At 69.9% G+C, this 15440-nt stretch carries 17 protein-coding genes; 9 read left to right on the plus strand and 8 right to left on the minus strand.

Annotation, left to right across the window (positions count from 1 at the left end):
- Positions 1-14: 14 nt before the first annotated feature.
- The 3 genes from AC1Q9M_RS14580 to AC1Q9M_RS14590 all read right to left on the minus strand — a co-directional run bounded on the left by AC1Q9M_RS14580 (position 15) and on the right by AC1Q9M_RS14590 (position 2782).
- A complete protein-coding gene (locus AC1Q9M_RS14580) occupies positions 15-977 on the minus strand; it encodes a TRAP transporter substrate-binding protein (protein WP_382321422.1) in 963 nt (320 codons plus the stop codon).
- Positions 978-1052: 75 nt separating this feature from the next.
- A complete protein-coding gene (locus tag AC1Q9M_RS14585; RefSeq protein WP_382321419.1) occupies positions 1053-1958 on the minus strand; it encodes an SMP-30/gluconolactonase/LRE family protein in 906 nt (301 codons plus the stop codon).
- A gap of 14 nt (positions 1959-1972) precedes the next feature.
- Positions 1973-2782, minus strand: coding sequence for an NAD-dependent epimerase/dehydratase family protein (locus AC1Q9M_RS14590; RefSeq protein ID WP_382321416.1), 810 nt, complete (start codon positions 2780-2782; stop codon positions 1973-1975).
- A 141-nt stretch (positions 2783-2923) separates the two neighbouring features.
- Between AC1Q9M_RS14590 and AC1Q9M_RS14595 the strand changes: the two genes are divergently transcribed.
- From AC1Q9M_RS14595 to AC1Q9M_RS14635, 9 genes are all read left to right on the plus strand, one after another.
- The gene (locus AC1Q9M_RS14595) at positions 2924-3694 is read left to right on the plus strand and encodes a FadR/GntR family transcriptional regulator (protein WP_382321414.1); all 771 of its coding nucleotides are present in this window, start codon (positions 2924-2926) and stop codon (positions 3692-3694) included.
- Positions 3691-4659, plus strand: coding sequence for a DMT family transporter (locus AC1Q9M_RS14600; RefSeq protein WP_492434404.1), 969 nt, complete (start codon positions 3691-3693; stop codon positions 4657-4659). The genes AC1Q9M_RS14595 and AC1Q9M_RS14600 overlap by 4 nt, the downstream gene beginning before the upstream one ends.
- An 82-nt stretch (positions 4660-4741) precedes the next feature.
- Positions 4742-5329, plus strand: coding sequence for an NnrU family protein (locus AC1Q9M_RS14605; RefSeq protein WP_492434406.1), 588 nt, complete (start codon positions 4742-4744; stop codon positions 5327-5329).
- Positions 5330-5402: 73 nt separating this feature from the next.
- Positions 5403-6536, plus strand: coding sequence for a PQQ-dependent sugar dehydrogenase (locus AC1Q9M_RS14610; RefSeq protein ID WP_492434408.1), 1134 nt, complete (start codon positions 5403-5405; stop codon positions 6534-6536).
- 4 nt (positions 6537-6540) lie between these two features.
- Positions 6541-7869 (plus strand): ergothioneine biosynthesis protein EgtB, encoded by a 1329-nt coding sequence (egtB, locus tag AC1Q9M_RS14615; protein WP_492434410.1) that lies wholly within the window; start codon positions 6541-6543, stop codon positions 7867-7869.
- A gap of 10 nt (positions 7870-7879) precedes the next feature.
- Positions 7880-8881: an L-histidine N(alpha)-methyltransferase gene (gene egtD, locus AC1Q9M_RS14620; RefSeq protein ID WP_492434412.1), complete on the plus strand. Its 1002-nt coding sequence runs from the start codon at positions 7880-7882 to the stop codon at positions 8879-8881.
- Between the two features lie 51 nt (positions 8882-8932).
- Entirely contained in the window at positions 8933-10009 is a 1077-nt protein-coding gene (gene selD, locus AC1Q9M_RS14625; RefSeq protein WP_492434414.1) for a selenide, water dikinase SelD, read from the plus strand.
- A gap of 21 nt (positions 10010-10030) precedes the next feature.
- Positions 10031-10414 carry a RidA family protein gene (locus AC1Q9M_RS14630; protein ID WP_492434416.1) on the plus strand — a complete coding sequence of 128 codons (384 nt, stop codon included), beginning with the start codon at positions 10031-10033 and terminating at the stop codon, positions 10412-10414.
- Between the two features lie 5 nt (positions 10415-10419).
- Positions 10420-11127 carry a haloacid dehalogenase type II gene (locus AC1Q9M_RS14635; RefSeq protein WP_492434418.1) on the plus strand — a complete coding sequence of 236 codons (708 nt, stop codon included), beginning with the start codon at positions 10420-10422 and terminating at the stop codon, positions 11125-11127.
- 4 nt (positions 11128-11131) lie between these two features.
- Here AC1Q9M_RS14635 and AC1Q9M_RS14640 read toward each other — a convergent pair whose 3' ends face one another.
- The 5 genes from AC1Q9M_RS14640 to ftsY form a co-directional block, all read right to left on the minus strand.
- On the minus strand, positions 11132-11920 hold the full coding sequence (locus AC1Q9M_RS14640) for a DUF4399 domain-containing protein (RefSeq protein WP_492434420.1): 789 nt from the start codon (positions 11918-11920) through the stop codon (positions 11132-11134).
- A gap of 110 nt (positions 11921-12030) precedes the next feature.
- A complete protein-coding gene (locus AC1Q9M_RS14645) occupies positions 12031-13170 on the minus strand; it encodes an FAD-dependent oxidoreductase (RefSeq protein ID WP_492434422.1) in 1140 nt (379 codons plus the stop codon).
- A gap of 7 nt (positions 13171-13177) precedes the next feature.
- The gene (locus AC1Q9M_RS14650) at positions 13178-13498 is read right to left on the minus strand and encodes a hypothetical protein (RefSeq protein ID WP_492434424.1); all 321 of its coding nucleotides are present in this window, start codon (positions 13496-13498) and stop codon (positions 13178-13180) included.
- Entirely contained in the window at positions 13495-14334 is an 840-nt protein-coding gene (locus tag AC1Q9M_RS14655; RefSeq protein ID WP_492434426.1) for an undecaprenyl-diphosphate phosphatase, read from the minus strand. The genes AC1Q9M_RS14650 and AC1Q9M_RS14655 overlap by 4 nt, the downstream gene beginning before the upstream one ends.
- Before the next feature lie 59 nt (positions 14335-14393).
- The gene (gene ftsY / locus AC1Q9M_RS14660; protein WP_382321390.1) at positions 14394-15422 is read right to left on the minus strand and encodes a signal recognition particle-docking protein FtsY; all 1029 of its coding nucleotides are present in this window, start codon (positions 15420-15422) and stop codon (positions 14394-14396) included.
- Positions 15423-15440 lie beyond the last annotated feature (18 nt).

A 15440-nucleotide genomic window follows, 5' to 3' on the forward strand; every position in this document is an offset into this window, starting at 1 on the left:
AAAGAGGACGCCGTTTACTTGGTGTCCTGGATCGCCTTGACCAGGCGCTTCATGTCCGGCGTGGTCATGAACTTCTCGTACACCGGGCCCATCACGGCCTGGAAGGACTTCTTGTCGACCTCGACGATCTCGGCGCCGGCGGCCTTCACGTTGGCGAGCGACTTGGCTTCCTGCTCGTCCCACTTCTGGCGCTCGAACGCGACCGACTCCTTGGCGGCGGCGCGGATCATGTCCTGCTCGGCCTTGGGCAGCTTGTCGTAGACCACCTTGGACATCACCAGGATCTCGGGCGCCATCGAGTGCTCGGTCTTGGAATAGATCTTCACGGCCTCGACGTGCTTGGCGGTGTCGAACGAGGGGATGTTGTTCTCGGCGGCGTCGATCAGGCCGGTCTTCAGGCCGGTGTAGACCTCGCCATACGGCATGGGCGTGGCGTTGGCGCCCATGGCGCTGACCAGCGCGACCCACAGGTCGGACTGCTGCACGCGGATCTTCAGGCCCTTGGCATCGGCCACGGTCTTGATCGGCTTCTTGGCGTAGATGGAGCGCGCGCCGCTGTCGTAGAAGGCCAGGCCGATGAAGCCGGCCGACTCGCAGCTCTTGAGGATCTCGTCGCCCACCGGGCCGTCCAGCGACTTGCGCATGTGCGCGATGGAGCTGAACAGGAAGGGCATGGTCGGCACCTGGGTCAGCGGGCAGATGGCGTTCATCGGGCCCACGTTGACGCGCGTGAAGTCCAGCGCGCCGATCTTCACCTGGTCGATCGTTTCCTTCTCGCTGCCCAGTGCCTGCTTGTTGAAGACCTTGATCTTGTGCTTGCCGCCGCTCTTCTTCTCCAGCAGCTCGCTCATGTGTTTCACGGCGGCCACGGTGGGGTAGTCGTCGGCGTTGTGCGTGTCGGCCGAGCGGAACTCGGTGGCCTGGGCCGCGAGGGCGGCACAGGCGGCCACGATGGTCAGGAGGGGTTTGATGTTCATGTCGTCCTCAGCGCTTTCGGTTGGGTGGTTGAAAACAGGGGCTTGGGCCTGGGGCCTCTTGTGGGAATGCAGGGCTCAGAAAATCGTGCAGGTGGGTTCGGGCAGCCCGCGCACGCCGGGGCGTAGCGCGAACACGCCGCCCGCCAGCGGTTGGTCGGACAGGTCGCCACCGGGCCGGATGGAGGTGACGAACAAGGTGTCGAGCCCGCTGCCGCCGAAGGCGCACATGGCTGGCTTCTTCACCGGCACGGCGAGCGATCGGTCGAGCCGGCCGTCGGGTGTGAAGCGGTGCACCAGGCCGGCGTCGTTGCCGCAAATCCAGTAGCCGCCGTCTTCGTCCACCGCCGCGCCATCGGGCCGGCCGGGCAGGGCCTTCATGTCGACCCAGGCGCGCGGGTGGTGCGGCGTGCCGCTGTCGGTGTCGTACTCGTAGGCCCAGATGGTCTGCACGCTGGGGTGCGAGTCCGAGAGGTACATGGTCTTGCCATCGGGGCTGAAGGCCATGCCGTTGGGCGTGATGAAACCGCCCTGCAGCGCGCGCAGCGCGGCGCCGTCGAAGGCGTACAGGCTGCCCGCGGGCGCGGCCAGCGACATGTCCATCACCATGGTGCCGGCGCGCAGCCGGCCCTGGCGGTCGCAGCGGCCGTCGTTGAAGCGCATGCCGCCCTGCGGGTGCCGCACGCGGGCGCGCGCTTCCTGGGTGAGCGTGCCGTCGTCCTGCGGCGTGAGCACCGCCACGCCGGTTTCCATGGCGGCCACCCAGCGGCCGTGCGGCGTCGCTTCGCTGCCGGCGGCCAACGCCATGCAACCGGCCATCTCGGGCGTGGCCCACTGGCGCGATTGCCCGGTGGCCGCGTTCCAGCACCAGAGCGCGCGGCCGGGAATGTCCAGCCAGAACAGGGATTGGCGCTGCGCGTCCCACACCGGGCTCTCGCCCACGCCGTTGCGCGCGTCGAGCACCAGTTCGGCCTGCGTGGTCATGGTGGGCGTGCCGTTCAGAACGGGCCGGCCTTGACGAAGCCACCGCCCTGGTAGATCGCGGCGGGGTCGTTCAGGTCGGGTGCGCTGGTGCGCGCGAAGACGGCCTCGCGGAACACGTCCGAGGTGTCCCGGGGCACGTAGCCCACGTGGCGCGCGCGGCTGTTGTCCCACCAGGTCACGGCGTTGTCGGACATGCCGAACACGATGCTGTGGCCCAGCACCGGCGTGCTCAGGCAGGCGCTGATGAGGCGGTGCAGGTCGTCGAAGCTCAGCCAGGTGGCGAGCATGCGGCGGTCCCTGGGCTCGGCGAACGAGGAGCCGATGCGCACGCAGGCGGTCTCGATGCCGTGGCGGTCGTAGTACAGGCGCGCCAAGTCCTCGCCGAAAGCCTTGCTCAGGCCGTAGAAGCCGTCGGGCCGGGCCGGGTGGTCGGCGTGGATGGTCTCGCTTTGCTTGTAGAAGCCGGTCACGTGGTTGGAGCTGGCGAACACGATGCGCTTGACACCGTGCCGCCGCGCGGCCTCGTACAGGTGGTACGCGCCCAGGATGTTGGCCTGCAGGATGGCGGCGAAGGGCGCCTCCACCGAGATGCCGCCCATGTGCACGATGGCGTCGCAGCCGCTCACCATGGCGTCGACCTCTTCCGCGTTGGCCAGGTCGGCCAGCGCGATTTCCTCGCCGGCCTGTGCCGAGCCCAGGTCGGCGCGGTCCGAGAGGCGCAGCACTTCGCAATTGCGCTTGAGGCGATTGCGCAGGGCGGTGCCCAGGCCGCCGGCGGCGCCGGTGAGCAGCAGGCGGTGGTGGGTTTTGAGAATGACGTCCATGGTGTGTGCGGTCTTGTCTCGAAGGGCTTGGACTTTCGCGAGGGGTTTGCTACAGTCCGTCCATCTTGTTGTCTGTTGTCGGTTGTCAGACAACTTGGGCGAATTGTGTGAACGCCACAATGGCGTGTCAAGGAAAAAACAATGCTCCCCGTGAAAACCCTAGGAGACGAGGCGATGCCGATGGCAGCGCCGCCACCGCGCCCCCGCCGGCAGCGCGGCCTGGTGCCCGAAATCGTCGATACGCTGACGGCCGATGTGCGCGAAGGCCGCCTTCAGACGGGCGACAAGCTGCCCACCGAATCCGAGCTGATGGCCCGTTTCGCGGTCAGCCGCACCGTGGTGCGCGAGGCCATCTCGCGCCTGCAGGCCTCGGGCCAGGTGGAGACGCGCCACGGCATCGGCACCTTCGTGATGGCGCCGCCCGAGCAAAGCAACTTCCGCGTCGCGCCGGAGGACTTCGCCACCGTGGCCGACGTCATCTCGCTGCTGGAGCTGCGCATCAGCCTGGAGAGCGAGGCCGCGAGCCTGGCCGCGCAGCGCCGCGACGACGGCCACTTGCACAACATGGCCGCCGCGCTCGCGGCCTTCGAGGCCTCCATCGACGACGTCTCCGACGCCGTGCCCTCGGACTTCCAGTTCCACATGGAAGTGGCGCGCGCCACCGGCAACCGCCACTTCGCCGACCTCATGACCTACCTGGGCACGATGATCATTCCGCGCACCCGCCTCAACACCGCCAGCAGCGCGCCCGAAGGCCGCCTGGCCTACCTGCGGCGCGTGCACGGCGAGCACCAGAGCATCTACAACGCGATCCGCCTGCGTGAGCCCGAGGCCGCTCGCCAGGCCATGCGCCTGCACCTCTCCAACAGCCGCGAACGCCTGCGCCGCGCCCAACCCGACAGCCCGGCATGACGGACCGCCTCGGCGGCGCGGCCTTCTTCAGCCGGCCGCGCAACGTGGTGCTGCTCGCCACCCTGTGCTGCCTGCTCTGGGGCAGCGCCTACCCGGCCATCAAGAGCGGCTATGCGCTGCTGTCCATCGGCCGCGACGACACCGCCTCGCAACTCGTGTTCGCGGGCTGGCGCTTCCTGCTCGCCGGCGTGCTGCTGCTCGGCATCGCGCGCGCCATCGGGCGGCCGGTGTTCGCGTTGCCGCGCGCCAGCATCGGGCGCATCGCCTTGCTCGGTCTGGCGCAGACCTCGCTGCAATACGTGTTCTTCTATGTCGGCCTGGCCCACACCACCGGCGTCAAGGCGTCCATCCTCAACGCCACCGGCACCTTCTTCAGCGTGCTGCTGGCGCACTTCATCTACCACAACGACCGGCTGGATCACCGCAAGGCACTGGGCTGTCTGGTGGGCTTCGCGGGCGTGATGGCGGTGAACCTGCGGAGCGGCGGCCAGGGGCTGGACGCGGGCTTCACGCTGCTGGGCGAGGGCTTCATCGTCATCGCGGCCTTCGTGCTCTCGGCCGCGAGCATCTACGGCAAGCGGCTGTCGCAGCGGATCGACGCCATGGTCATGACCGGCTACCAGCTGGCCATCGGCGGCCTGGCGCTGCTGCTGGCCGGCCACGCCTTCGGCGGCGCGCTGCACGGCATGTCGCTTGCGCCGGCCGTGCTGTTGCTCTACATGGCCGTGCTCTCGGCGGTGGCCTTCGCGCTGTGGGCCGCGCTGCTGAAATACAACCGCGTCGGCATGGTCTCGGTGTTCAACTTCCTCATTCCGGTGTTCGGCGCGCTGCTCTCCGCGCTGTTCCTGGGCGAGCAGATCCTGGCCTGGCGCAATGCCGTGGCCCTGCTGCTGGTGTGCGGCGGCATCTGGCTCGTCACCGCCGACCGGCGCCCACCGCCCAGCGCCACCACCCCGGCGGGTTGACCGCCGCGCCAGCGGCGCTACAGTGCCCTTTCGCCAACGCGGCGCCGGGTGGTCTGGTGCCGCACCAGCCAAAGGGGTTGTCATGACGTGGTTGATCATCGGCCTGGTGTTGTTCCTGGGTGTGCACTCGGTGTCCATCGTTTCGCCGCAAGGCCGCGATGCGCTGGCCGGGCGCATGGGCGAAGGCGGCTACAAGGGCGCGTACGCGCTGGTCTCCTTCGTCGGCCTGGCGCTGATCGTCTGGGGCTACGGCCTCGCGCGCCAGGCCCCGGTGCTGCTCTACACGCCGCCCACCGGCCTGCGCCACCTGGCGCTGCTGCTCATGTTGCCGGTGTTCGTGCTGCTGTTCGCGGCCTACCTGCCCGGGCGCATCCAGCGCGCGGCGAAACACCCCATGCTGCTGGCCGTGAAGTGCTGGGCGCTGGCCCACCTGCTGGCCAATGGCACGCTGGCCGATGTGCTGCTGTTCGGCGGTTTTCTGGCCTGGGCCGTGGCCGACCGCATCTCGGTCAAGCGCCGCGCGGCGGCCGGCCTGTTGCGCAGCCCGCCCGCGCTGCCCGGCAGCACGGCCAACGACGCGATCGCCCTGGTCAGCGGGCTGGTGGTCTACCTTCTCTTCGTGTTCTGGGCCCACGCCTGGCTGTTCGGCGTGCGCCCCATGGGCGGCTGACGGGGAACCCTGAGCGGTTCGCGCGCACCAACCGCCTTGCCGCCTCTTTTTCCGCCATCCCTTCCACACCACCATGACCCGTCCCTTCACCGCCCCCCTGCTGCCCCTGTGCGCCCTCCTGGGCACGCTGCTTGCCCCTGCCGCGCATGCACAAGCCCCCGCTGTCACCACCGAAGTCGTCGCGCGCGGCCTGCACAACCCCTGGGCGGTGGCCTTCATCGGCGAGGGCCGCATGCTGGTGACCGAGCGGCCCGGCCGCATGCGCGTGATCGGCACCGACGGCCGCGTGGATGAGCCCCTGAAGGGCGTGCCCGACGTGGACGCGGTGGGGCAGGGCGGCCTGCTCGATCTGGTGACCGACCGCGACTTCGCGCGCAACCGCACGGTGCACTTCTGCTACGCCGAGCCCGGCGCGATGGGCATGCGCAACTCCACCGCGCTGGCCTCGGCGCGCCTCTCGGCCGATGCCCGGTCGCTGGAAAATGTCAAGGTCATCTTCAGCCAGCAACCCAAGGTGAGCAGCCGGCTGCACTTCGGTTGCCGCATCGCGCAGGCCGAGGATGGCAGCCTGTTCCTGGCCCTTGGTGACCGTTTCCAGCGCATGGCCGATGCGCAGACGCTGGACAACCACCATGGCAAGGTGGTGCGCGTGCGCCCCGATGGCCGCGCGCACCCCGACAACCCCTTCATCGGCCGCGCCGGCGCCCTGCCCGAGATCTGGAGCCTGGGCCACCGCAACGTGCAGGGCGCGGCGATCGGCCCCGATGGCCGCCTCTGGACCATCGAACACGGCCCGCAGGGCGGCGACGAACTCAACCGCACCGACGCCGGCAAGAACTACGGCTGGCCCGTCATCACCTACGGCGAGAACTACGGCGGCGGTCAGATCGGCGACGGCCTCACCAGCAAGGACGGCCTGGAGCAGCCACTGCTGTACTGGAAACCTTCCATCGCGCCCTCGGGCATGGCCTTCGTGAAAGGCGGCCCCTATGGCAAGGACTGGCAGGGCAACCTGCTGGTGGGCTCGCTCAAGTTCCAGTACCTCGTGCGCCTCGTGATGGACGGCGACCGCGTGGCGCGCGAAGAAAAACTGCTGCCCCAACTGGCCCAGCGCGTGCGCGACGTGCGCCAGGGCCCGGACGGCTTCATCTACCTCCTCACCGACGACCGCGACGGCCAGCTGTTGCGGCTCAAGCCCGGAAGCTGACACCATGAACCCCACGCCCCGACCGGTTGCCCCACAGCGTTCTTCCGACCCACGGCCCAACCGCGCGGGGCTCGCGCGCCACTACGCATCGGTGCGCGAACGCAGCCGCGCGCTCGCCGCGCCGCTCTCGCCCGAGGACTGCCAGGCCCAGTCCATGCCCGATGCCAGCCCGACCAAATGGCACCTCGCGCACGTCACGTGGTTCTTCGAGACCTTCGTGCTTGAACGCTTCGAGCAGGGCTTCAAGCCGTTCGACCCCGCGTTCCGCGTGCTCTTCAACAGCTACTACCAGGGCGTCGGCGAGCCCTTCTCGCGACCGCAGCGCGGCCTGCTCACGCGGCCCGACCTCGCCACCGTGTGGCAGTGGCGCGAGCAGGTGGACGCGCGCATCGCCCACCTCATCGAACACACCGACAGCGCGGACGCGCTGCGCCTGATCGAACTCGGCCTGCACCACGAGCAGCAGCACCAGGAACTGCTGCTCACCGACGTGAAGCACCTGCTGTCCATCAACCCCTTGCGCCCGGTCTACCAGCGCCACTGGCCGCTGGTGTCCGTGACCACGGTGGCGCCGCGCTGGGTGGAGCAAGCCGGTGGCCTCGTCGAGATCGGCCACGCGGGCGAGGGCTTCGCATTCGACAACGAGCTGCCGCGCCATCGCCAGTGGCTGGAGCCTTACGCCCTCATGAACCGGCTGGTGACGCACGGCGAGTGGTGGGCCTTCGTGCAGGACGGTGGCTACACCGAGCCGCGCTGGTGGCTCGCCGCCGGCTGGGACTGGGTGCGGGCCCAGGGCCTGCGCGCACCGCTGTACTGGACGCTGCCGCCCGAAGCCTCGGCCACCTTGCCCACCGTGTTCACGCTGCACGGCGAAGCGCCGCTGGACCCGCACACCCCGGTCACGCACATCAGCCACTTCGAAGCCGACGCCTTCGCGCGCTGGGCCGCCGCCACGCACGCCGACTGGCGCGGCGCGCGCCTGCCCACCGAGGCCGAGTGGGAAGCGGCCGCGGCCGCGCTGCCCGTGCAGGGCAACCTGCAGGAAGGCCGCGCGCTGCACCCGCTGCCCGCGCGCGCCGCCGGCGATGGCCTGCTGCAGATGTACGGTGATGTGTGGGAATGGACCAGCAGCAGCTACAACGCCTACCCCGGCTACCAGCCCGCCGAAGGCGCGGTCGGCGAGTACAACGGCAAATTCATGATCAACCAGTACGTGCTGCGCGGCGGCTCGTGCGCCACGCCGGCGTCGCACCTGCGCGCCAGTTACCGCAATTTCTTCCCCACCGACGCGCGCTGGCAGTTCAGCGGCCTGCGGCTGGCGCGAAGCGCCTAGGAGACTTCCCATGCGATACATCGACCAGGCGCCGCACTTTGTCCAGCTGCACCACCCGCGCCCCAGCGCCACGCACCCGGAACTCATTGCCGGCCTGCTGGCGACACCGGCGCGCATCGCGCCCAAGTTCTTCTACGACGCATTGGGCTCGCGCCTGTTCGATGCCATCACCGAACTGCCCGAGTACTACCCCACACGCACCGAGGCCGCCGTGTTCGCCGAGCATGGCGCCGACATGGCGCGCCACGTGCCCGAGGGCGCGGTGCTGGTCGATCTGGGCGCAGGCAGCTGCGCCAAGGCCGCGCGCCTGTTCCCCGTGCTGCAGCCCTCGGCCTATGTGCCGGTGGACATCTCGGTGGACTACCTGCGCGACACGCTCGCGGCCCTGCAGCAGCGCCACGCCGACCTGCCCATGCTCGGCCTGGGCATGGACTTCTCCACGCGCTTCGCGCTGGGCGCCGACGCCACCACCTGGCTGAGCGAACGCGCGCTGGCCCAACAGCCGCGCGTGGTGTTCTACCCCGGCTCCAGCATCGGCAACTTCCTGCCAGACGAGGCCCTGGCGCTGCTGTGCCAGGCGCACGCGGTGTGCGAAGCCGGCGGCACCGGCGGCGGGCTGCTGATCGGCGTGGACCGCGTGAAACCGCTCGCCGTGCTCGAACCCGCCTACGACGACGCGCTGGGCGTGACCGCCGCCTTCAACCGCAACCTGCTGCGGCACGTCAACCGGTTGCTCGACGCCGACTTCGCGCCCGCCGCGTGGCAGCACGTGGGGCTGTACAACGCGGGCGAATCGCGCATCGAGATGCACCTGCAATCCATGGGCGCACAGACCGTGCACTGGCCTGGCGGCGAGCGCCGTTTCGCCGACGGCGAGCGGCTGCACACCGAGAACTCGTACAAGTGGATACCCGAGGATTTCGAGACGCTGCTGCGCGAAGCCGGCTTCGGCGCGCCCCGGCACTGGACGGACGCCAATGGGTGGTTCAGTGTGTTCTGGGCGCCGGCCTGATCCGTTCGCCTCGGTTTCGGTGAGGCCGGTGGCTGCCGCACAATGGCGGGCATGACCACTCCCACCCTCTCATCCCCCCGCGCAGAACCCCGCCTCACCAGCCTCTCGCACGGTGGCGGCTGCGGCTGCAAGATCGCGCCCGGCGTGCTCAGCGACATCCTCAAGGGCACCAGCGCGATGCCCATCCCCAAGGAACTGCTGGTCGGCATCGAGACCGCCGACGACGCGGCGGTCTACCAGCTCAACGACGAGCAGGCGCTGATCGCCACCACCGATTTCTTCATGCCCATCGTCGACGACCCCTTCGACTTCGGGCGCATCGCCGCCACCAACGCCATCAGCGACGTGTACGCCATGGGCGGCACGCCCATCATGGCGCTGGCGCTGGTGGGCATGCCGATCAACGTGCTCTCCACCGAGACCATCGGCCGGATCCTGGCGGGTGGCCAGAGCGTGTGCCAGGCCGCCGGCATCCCGATCGCGGGTGGCCACACCATTGATTCCGTCGAGCCCATCTACGGCCTGGTCGCGCTGGGCCTGGTGCACCCGAAACGCGTCAAGCGCAACGCCGACGCGCGCGTGGGCGACCGCCTGGTGCTGGGCAAACCGCTGGGCGTGGGCGTGCTGTCGGCCGCGCTCAAGAAGGATGCGCTGCCGGCCGTGGGCTACGCGCAGATGATCGAGCACACCACCAAGCTCAACACCGCCGGCCCCGACCTCGCCGCGCTGGAGGGTGTGCACGCGCTGACCGATGTGACGGGCTTCGGCCTGGCCGGCCACGCGCTGGAGATGGCGCGGGGCTCGGCCACCACGGTGCGCCTGGACATGGCCCGCGTGCCGCTGATCGAAGGCGTGCGCGGCCAGGCCTCGGCCGGCATGGTCACGGGGGCCTCGGGGCGCAACTGGGCCGCCTACGGCCATGAGGTGCGGCTGGGTGCCGGCCTGCAGCCGGTGGACCAGGCGCTGCTGAGCGACCCGCAGACCAGCGGCGGCCTGCTCGTGGCCTGCGCGCCCGAGGCCGTGGCCGACGTGCTGGCCGTGTTTCACCGCCACGGTTTTGGCGCGGCGGCCGAGATCGGCGAGGTCGTGGCGTCGAGCGCCGACGGCGCGCGCCTGCGGGTGGATTGAATGAACAAGGGACCTCACACCATGCAACGACAGCACTTCAGCTCCGGCTCGCCCTTCGAGGAACAGATCGGCTACTCGCGCGCCGTGGTCGCGGGCGATTGGGTCTTCGTCTCGGGCACCACCGGTTTCGACTACGCCACCATGAGCATCTCGGACGACGTGGTGCAGCAGGCCGAGCAGTGTTTCCTGAACATCCAGACCGCGCTGCAACAGGCCGGGGCGAGCCTGGACGACGTGGTGCGCGTCAACTACGTGCTGCCCGACGCCTCGCTGTTCGAGGCCTGCTGGCCGGTGCTGCGCAAGCACCTGGGCCGGGCACGGCCCGCGGCGATGATGGTGTCGGCCGGCCTGCTGGACCCGCGCATGAAGATCGAGGTCGAGGTCACGGCCCTCAAGGCGCACTGAACACCATGACCCCGTTGTCCACCACCACGCCCGTCCTGGTTTTCGATGTCTTCGGCACCGTGGTCGACTGGCACGGCAGCATCGTGCGCGAGGTGCAGGCGCTGTACCCGCAGATTGATGCCGATGCCTTCGCCACCGCCTGGCGCGCGGGCTACCAGCCCGCCATGCAGCGCGTGCGCTCGGGCGAGCTGGGCTGGACGCTGATCGACGACCTGCACCGCATGGTGCTGGAGGCGTTGCTGCCCCGCTTCGGCCTGACCCACCTGAGCGAGGCCGAGCGCGATCACCTCAACCGCGTGTGGCACCGGCTCGACCCCTGGCCCGACGCGGTGGCTGGGCTGCAGCGGCTGAAGGCACGCCACACCATCTGCACGCTGTCCAACGGCAATATCGGCTTGCTCACGAACATGGCCAAGCGCGCCGGCCTGCCCTGGGACTGCGTGCTGTCGGCCGAGGTGTTCCGCGCCTACAAACCCGACCCGCGCGCCTACCTGGGGGCAGTGGCGGTGTTTCGCCTGCGGCCCGAACAGGTGATGCTGGTGGCCGCGCACCAAGACGACCTGGTCGCCGCGCGCGCCTGCGGCCTGGCCACGGCCTATGTGGAACGACCACTGGAGTTCGGCGCCGCGCGGCCCAAGGACGTGTCGCCCGTGGCGGCCAACACCTGGCACGCCCGCGATTTCGGGCACCTGGCCGATCAGCTGGGCTGCTAGGGCCTTATTCGACGCGCACGCTGGCGCTGACCGCGTCGGTGAGCGCCTTGCCGGGTGCGATGTTGTCCAGCAGCTCCAGCTTGAGGCCGTAGCTGCCCGCTGGCGGCGAGAGCCAGACCTCGGTCTGCCCTTCGACGAAATCCATCACGACCGGGGCGCCCGATGCGGGCGAGATGGTCAGGCGGAAGTGCCCGGTCTCGGGCAGGCGCTGCGACTGGTGGGCCACGTTGAGCGACGAGGCGTGGAACTGCACCCGGAACGGCCGCTTGACCACCGGGCCCTCCAACTGCAGGGCCACGCCCTTGGCCGACAGCGTCTTGGGATCGGTCGGGTTCTTCTTGGTCACCGTGATGGTGGCGGGCTTGCTGTAGACGAAGTGGGGCAGGTGGTTCTGGTCGGCCAGCAGCATGCGCAACGTGTAGGTGCCGGGCTCCAGGGTGAGCACGGTTTCCATCTGGCCCTTGCCGAAGTGGATGTACTGGTCGTTGAACGGCAGCGCTTCCTTGAAGTTCAGCGGCAGGTCGCGGTTGACGAGCAGGTGGTGGTGTCCGCTTTTGGCCCGGCCCGGTTGCGCGATGGGCGCCAGGCCCCAGCCGCCGGACAGGCCGAACTTGAGCAGATAGGGCGTCTCGATGCGGTCGCCGTCCTTGAGATTGGTGAAGTAGGCCTCGGCCGTCAGGCGCGGCGGCGCGGCTTGCCAGGGGTGGGTCGTGCCAGGCGGGGTCTGCGCGAGGGCGGGCAGCACCGCGGCCGCGGCGAGGAGGAGAGAGGCAAGTCGGGTGGAGGCGCGCATGGCGGGCGGATCGGTGGTGAGCGGGGACGCCGTCGCGAAGTCTATCCAATCCGGCCCATACCCGGGGGGGTGTGGGCATGGCCAGGCGCCGGGGCCTGGCGGGGCCGTCATCAACGTGTCACGCGGTGCTGTTCCAGAAAACCGCGGTCGATGCGGTCTTTCCAGCCCCAGACCCAGCCGCCGGCCAGGGTCATTGGCCCCCAGCTCGCGATGGCGTGGCCCGTGCCGCAGGCGAGCAGGGCCATGCGCGGGCGCGAGGGGGGCAGGGCGCGCAGCGCGGTGCCCTCGTGCGCGGCCAGCAGGTTGTGGGCCAATGCCGCGCCGGCGTGCATGTCGCCAGGCGCCCCATCTGCACGGGCGGCCACGCTGCCGGTGGCGAACACCTGCGGGTGGCTGGTGCTTTGCAGGGTCGGGCCGGTCGACACCTGCCCGCTTTCGTTGAGCGCCAGGCCGCTGGCGGGCAACCAGGTGGGGGTGCGCACGCCCATGGCCAGCAGCGGCACGTCGCAGGCCAGGCGGGCGCCATTGCCCAGGTGCACCTGGCCTTCGCTCATGCCCACGCAGGCCTCGCGCAGCACGGTGATGCCGCGGCGCCGGAGCTGGCGCAGCACGCGCTGACGCACGCCGGGTGGCAGGTCGGTGCCGACCTCGTCACCTCCGGTGATGAGCGTGAAGCGGGCCCCCGGCAAGCCGTGTTCGCGGATGCCTTGTTCGGCCGCGAACACGAGTTCGATGCCATCGGCCTCGGCGCCCACGACGGCCACCGAGACGGCCTGTTGCTGCGCCAGTGCCATCACCTGGGGCCACAGCGCCACGAAGGCCTCCATGGGGCTCAGGTGCAGGGCATGGTGGTTGGCGCCCGGCATCTCGGCGTCGAGCCAGGCGCGGTCGGGCACGGTGCCGGTGTCGATGGACAGCAGGTCGTAGCCCAGCGTGGCCGGCACGCCTTGCGCGCCGCCCGTGGCCGCGACCTGCACCTGCCGCGACGCCACATCGAGCCCGGTGCAGCGGCCCTGCAGCCAGCGCGCGCTGGCCGCGCGCACCAGCGGCTCGAGCGCGACGCGCCCTTCGTCCGCCGTGTGCTGGCCAGTCATGAAGCCGGGCAGACAACCCTGGCCGGTGTGGTGCGCGAACGGTGTGAGCAGGATCACGTCCAGGTTGCCCGGGTGGTGCCGCGCCAGGCGCGCCAACACCTGCAGATGGGCCTGGCCGGCACCGAGCAACAGGAGTTTCTTGATGCCGTGGTGCATGGCTGCTTCAGACCACCAGCATGGCCGCGAACCAGGCGCAGCCGGCGAGCTTCACCGGCGCGGGGCGCCCGGGCGTGCGCCAGAGCGAGGCGAGCAGGAAACTGTTGTACGGCAGGGGAGCGAAGTGCACCGCCAGGGCCCAGGCGATCGGCTGGCCTTGCGAGACCAGCATCAGCGCCGCGAAGCCCGTGCAGAGGTTGATGATGCTGCCCACGGCGAGCATGTCGCGCCAGAACAGCGTGCGCCAGGCGACCTGGCCCTGCCAACGCCGGCCCCAGAACCCGGTCGTGGTGGGTGCTGGGCCGGTCATGAGCAGGAGGGTGTTCAATGGGCGCTCAGGATGCCGGCGCCGAGCAGGCCGAAGACCAGCAGGCCCAGCGCGATGCGGTAGTACACGAAGGCCATGTAGCCGCGCGTGGACACCAGCTTGAGGAAGACCACGATCACGCCATAGCCCACGCCGAAGGCGATCAGCGTGGCCAGGGCGGTGGGGCCGGGCGCGACCGGGCTGCCGTGCTGCCAGCTGCGCAGCAGCTGGTAGAAGCCCGAGCCCATCACGGCGGGAATCGCCAGCAGGAACGAGTAGCGCGCGGCCGCTTCGCGCGTGTAGCCCATGAGCAGGCCGGCGGTGATGGTGCCGCCCGAGCGCGAGACACCGGGGATCAGCGCCATCGCCTGGGCCAGGCCGAACAGCAGGCCGTGGCCCCAGGTGAGCTGGTTCAGTGGGCGCTCGCGCCGGCCGTAGCGGTCGGCCACGCCCAGGATGATGCCGAACACGATCAGCATGGTGGCCGTGATGTAGAGATTGCGCAGCGAGCCTTCGATCGCGTCCTTGAACAGCAGGCCCAGCACCACGATGGGCACCGAGCCGATGATGATCAGCCAGCCCATGCGCGCGTCGGGGTCCTGGCGCTTCGCCGGTTGCGTGAGCGAGGCCCACCAGGCGAGGAAGATGCGCACGATGTCGTGCCGGAAGTACAGCAGCACGGCGGCTTCGGTGCCGATCTGGGTGATGGCGGTGAAGGCCGCGCCCGGGTCGCCGCCCGAGGGCAGCAGCGGGCCGATGATGCGCAGGTGCGCGCTCGACGAGATGGGCAGGAATTCGGTCAGGCCCTGGATCAGGCCCAGGAAGGCGGCTTCGAGCCAGGCGGTGGTGGGGCTCATGGGTGGGGCAGGCAATGCGGCATGGTGCGCGAAGTATAGGGATGCGCTGCCCGAGGGGCTCAGGCCAGCAGGGCCTGCGCGAATTCGCGCGCGTCGAAGGTTTCGAGGTCTTCGAGTTTTTCGCCGACCCCGATGAAGTAGACCGGCACCGGTTTCTCGCGCGCGATCGCGCAGAGCACGCCGCCCTTGGCGGTGCCGTCGAGCTTGGTGATGACCAGGCCGGTGAGCTGCAGCGCCTCGTCGAAGGCCTTCACCTGCATCAGCGCGTTCTGGCCGGTGTTGCCGTCGATCACCAGCAGCACTTCATGCGGCGCGCCGGCATCGGCCTTCTGCACCACGCGCTTGATCTTGCGCAACTCTTCCATCAGGTGCAACTGCGTGGGCAGGCGCCCGGCGGTGTCCACCAGCACCACGTCGCGCCCGCGCGCCTTGCCGGCGGTCACGGCGTCGAAGCTCACGGCGGCTGGGTCGCCGCCTTGCTGGGTGATGATTTCCACCGTGTTGCGGTCGGCCCAGACAGCCAGCTGCTCGCGCGCGGCGGCGCGGAAGGTGTCGGCCGCCGCGAGCAACACCGAGGCGCCGCTGTCGGCCAGGTGGCGCGTGAGCTTGCCGATGGAGGTGGTCTTGCCCGCGCCGTTGACGCCCGCGACCATGATCACGGTGGGTTTGTGCTCGCCGATCACCAGCGGCTTCTGCAGCGGGGCGAGCAGGTCGGCGATGGCATCCGCCAGCAGACCTTTGACGGCGGCCGGGTCGGTGGTCTTGCTTTCCTTCACGCGGCGTTTCAGGTCACTGAGCAGGTGGGTGGTGGCTTTCACGCCGGTGTCGGCCATCAGCAGGGCCGATTCCAGCTCTTCGTAAAGGGCATCGTCGATCTGGGTGCCGGTGAACACCGTGGCGATGCCCGAGCCGGTCTTGCGCAGGCCGGCCTTGAGTTTGTCCAGCCAGCCCTGGCGCGGCGCGGCCGCGGGCGCAGCCGGCGTGGGTGCCGCAGCGGCTGGCGCGGGCGCCGCAGGCGAGGGCGCGGGGGCCTCTGGCAGGGCGGGCGTGGGCGGGGTGGGGGCTTTTTTGCGAAAGAACGAGAACATTTTTCCAACTCTAGAATC

This window comes from Hydrogenophaga sp. GW823-FHT04C09 (genome assembly GCF_058796355.1).

Coding starts and splice junctions, on each gene's coding strand:
- egtB (WP_492434410.1), top strand. CDS start 6,541: ATGAACCCCACGCCCCGACCGGTTGCCCCACAGCGTTCTTCCGACCCA.
- AC1Q9M_RS14590 (WP_382321416.1), bottom strand. CDS start 2,782: ATGGACGTCATTCTCAAAACCCACCACCGCCTGCTGCTCACCGGCGCC.
- AC1Q9M_RS14605 (WP_492434406.1), top strand. CDS start 4,742: ATGACGTGGTTGATCATCGGCCTGGTGTTGTTCCTGGGTGTGCACTCG.
- selD (WP_492434414.1), top strand. CDS start 8,933: ATGACCACTCCCACCCTCTCATCCCCCCGCGCAGAACCCCGCCTCACC.
- AC1Q9M_RS14580 (WP_382321422.1), bottom strand. CDS start 977: ATGAACATCAAACCCCTCCTGACCATCGTGGCCGCCTGTGCCGCCCTC.
- AC1Q9M_RS14595 (WP_382321414.1), top strand. CDS start 2,924: ATGCTCCCCGTGAAAACCCTAGGAGACGAGGCGATGCCGATGGCAGCG.
- AC1Q9M_RS14600 (WP_492434404.1), top strand. CDS start 3,691: ATGACGGACCGCCTCGGCGGCGCGGCCTTCTTCAGCCGGCCGCGCAAC.
- AC1Q9M_RS14635 (WP_492434418.1), top strand. CDS start 10,420: ATGACCCCGTTGTCCACCACCACGCCCGTCCTGGTTTTCGATGTCTTC.
- AC1Q9M_RS14645 (WP_492434422.1), bottom strand. CDS start 13,170: ATGCACCACGGCATCAAGAAACTCCTGTTGCTCGGTGCCGGCCAGGCC.
- AC1Q9M_RS14640 (WP_492434420.1), bottom strand. CDS start 11,920: ATGCGCGCCTCCACCCGACTTGCCTCTCTCCTCCTCGCCGCGGCCGCG.
- AC1Q9M_RS14610 (WP_492434408.1), top strand. CDS start 5,403: ATGACCCGTCCCTTCACCGCCCCCCTGCTGCCCCTGTGCGCCCTCCTG.
- AC1Q9M_RS14655 (WP_492434426.1), bottom strand. CDS start 14,334: ATGAGCCCCACCACCGCCTGGCTCGAAGCCGCCTTCCTGGGCCTGATC.
- AC1Q9M_RS14630 (WP_492434416.1), top strand. CDS start 10,031: ATGCAACGACAGCACTTCAGCTCCGGCTCGCCCTTCGAGGAACAGATC.
- AC1Q9M_RS14585 (WP_382321419.1), bottom strand. CDS start 1,958: ATGACCACGCAGGCCGAACTGGTGCTCGACGCGCGCAACGGCGTGGGC.
- egtD (WP_492434412.1), top strand. CDS start 7,880: ATGCGATACATCGACCAGGCGCCGCACTTTGTCCAGCTGCACCACCCG.
- ftsY (WP_382321390.1), bottom strand. CDS start 15,422: ATGTTCTCGTTCTTTCGCAAAAAAGCCCCCACCCCGCCCACGCCCGCC.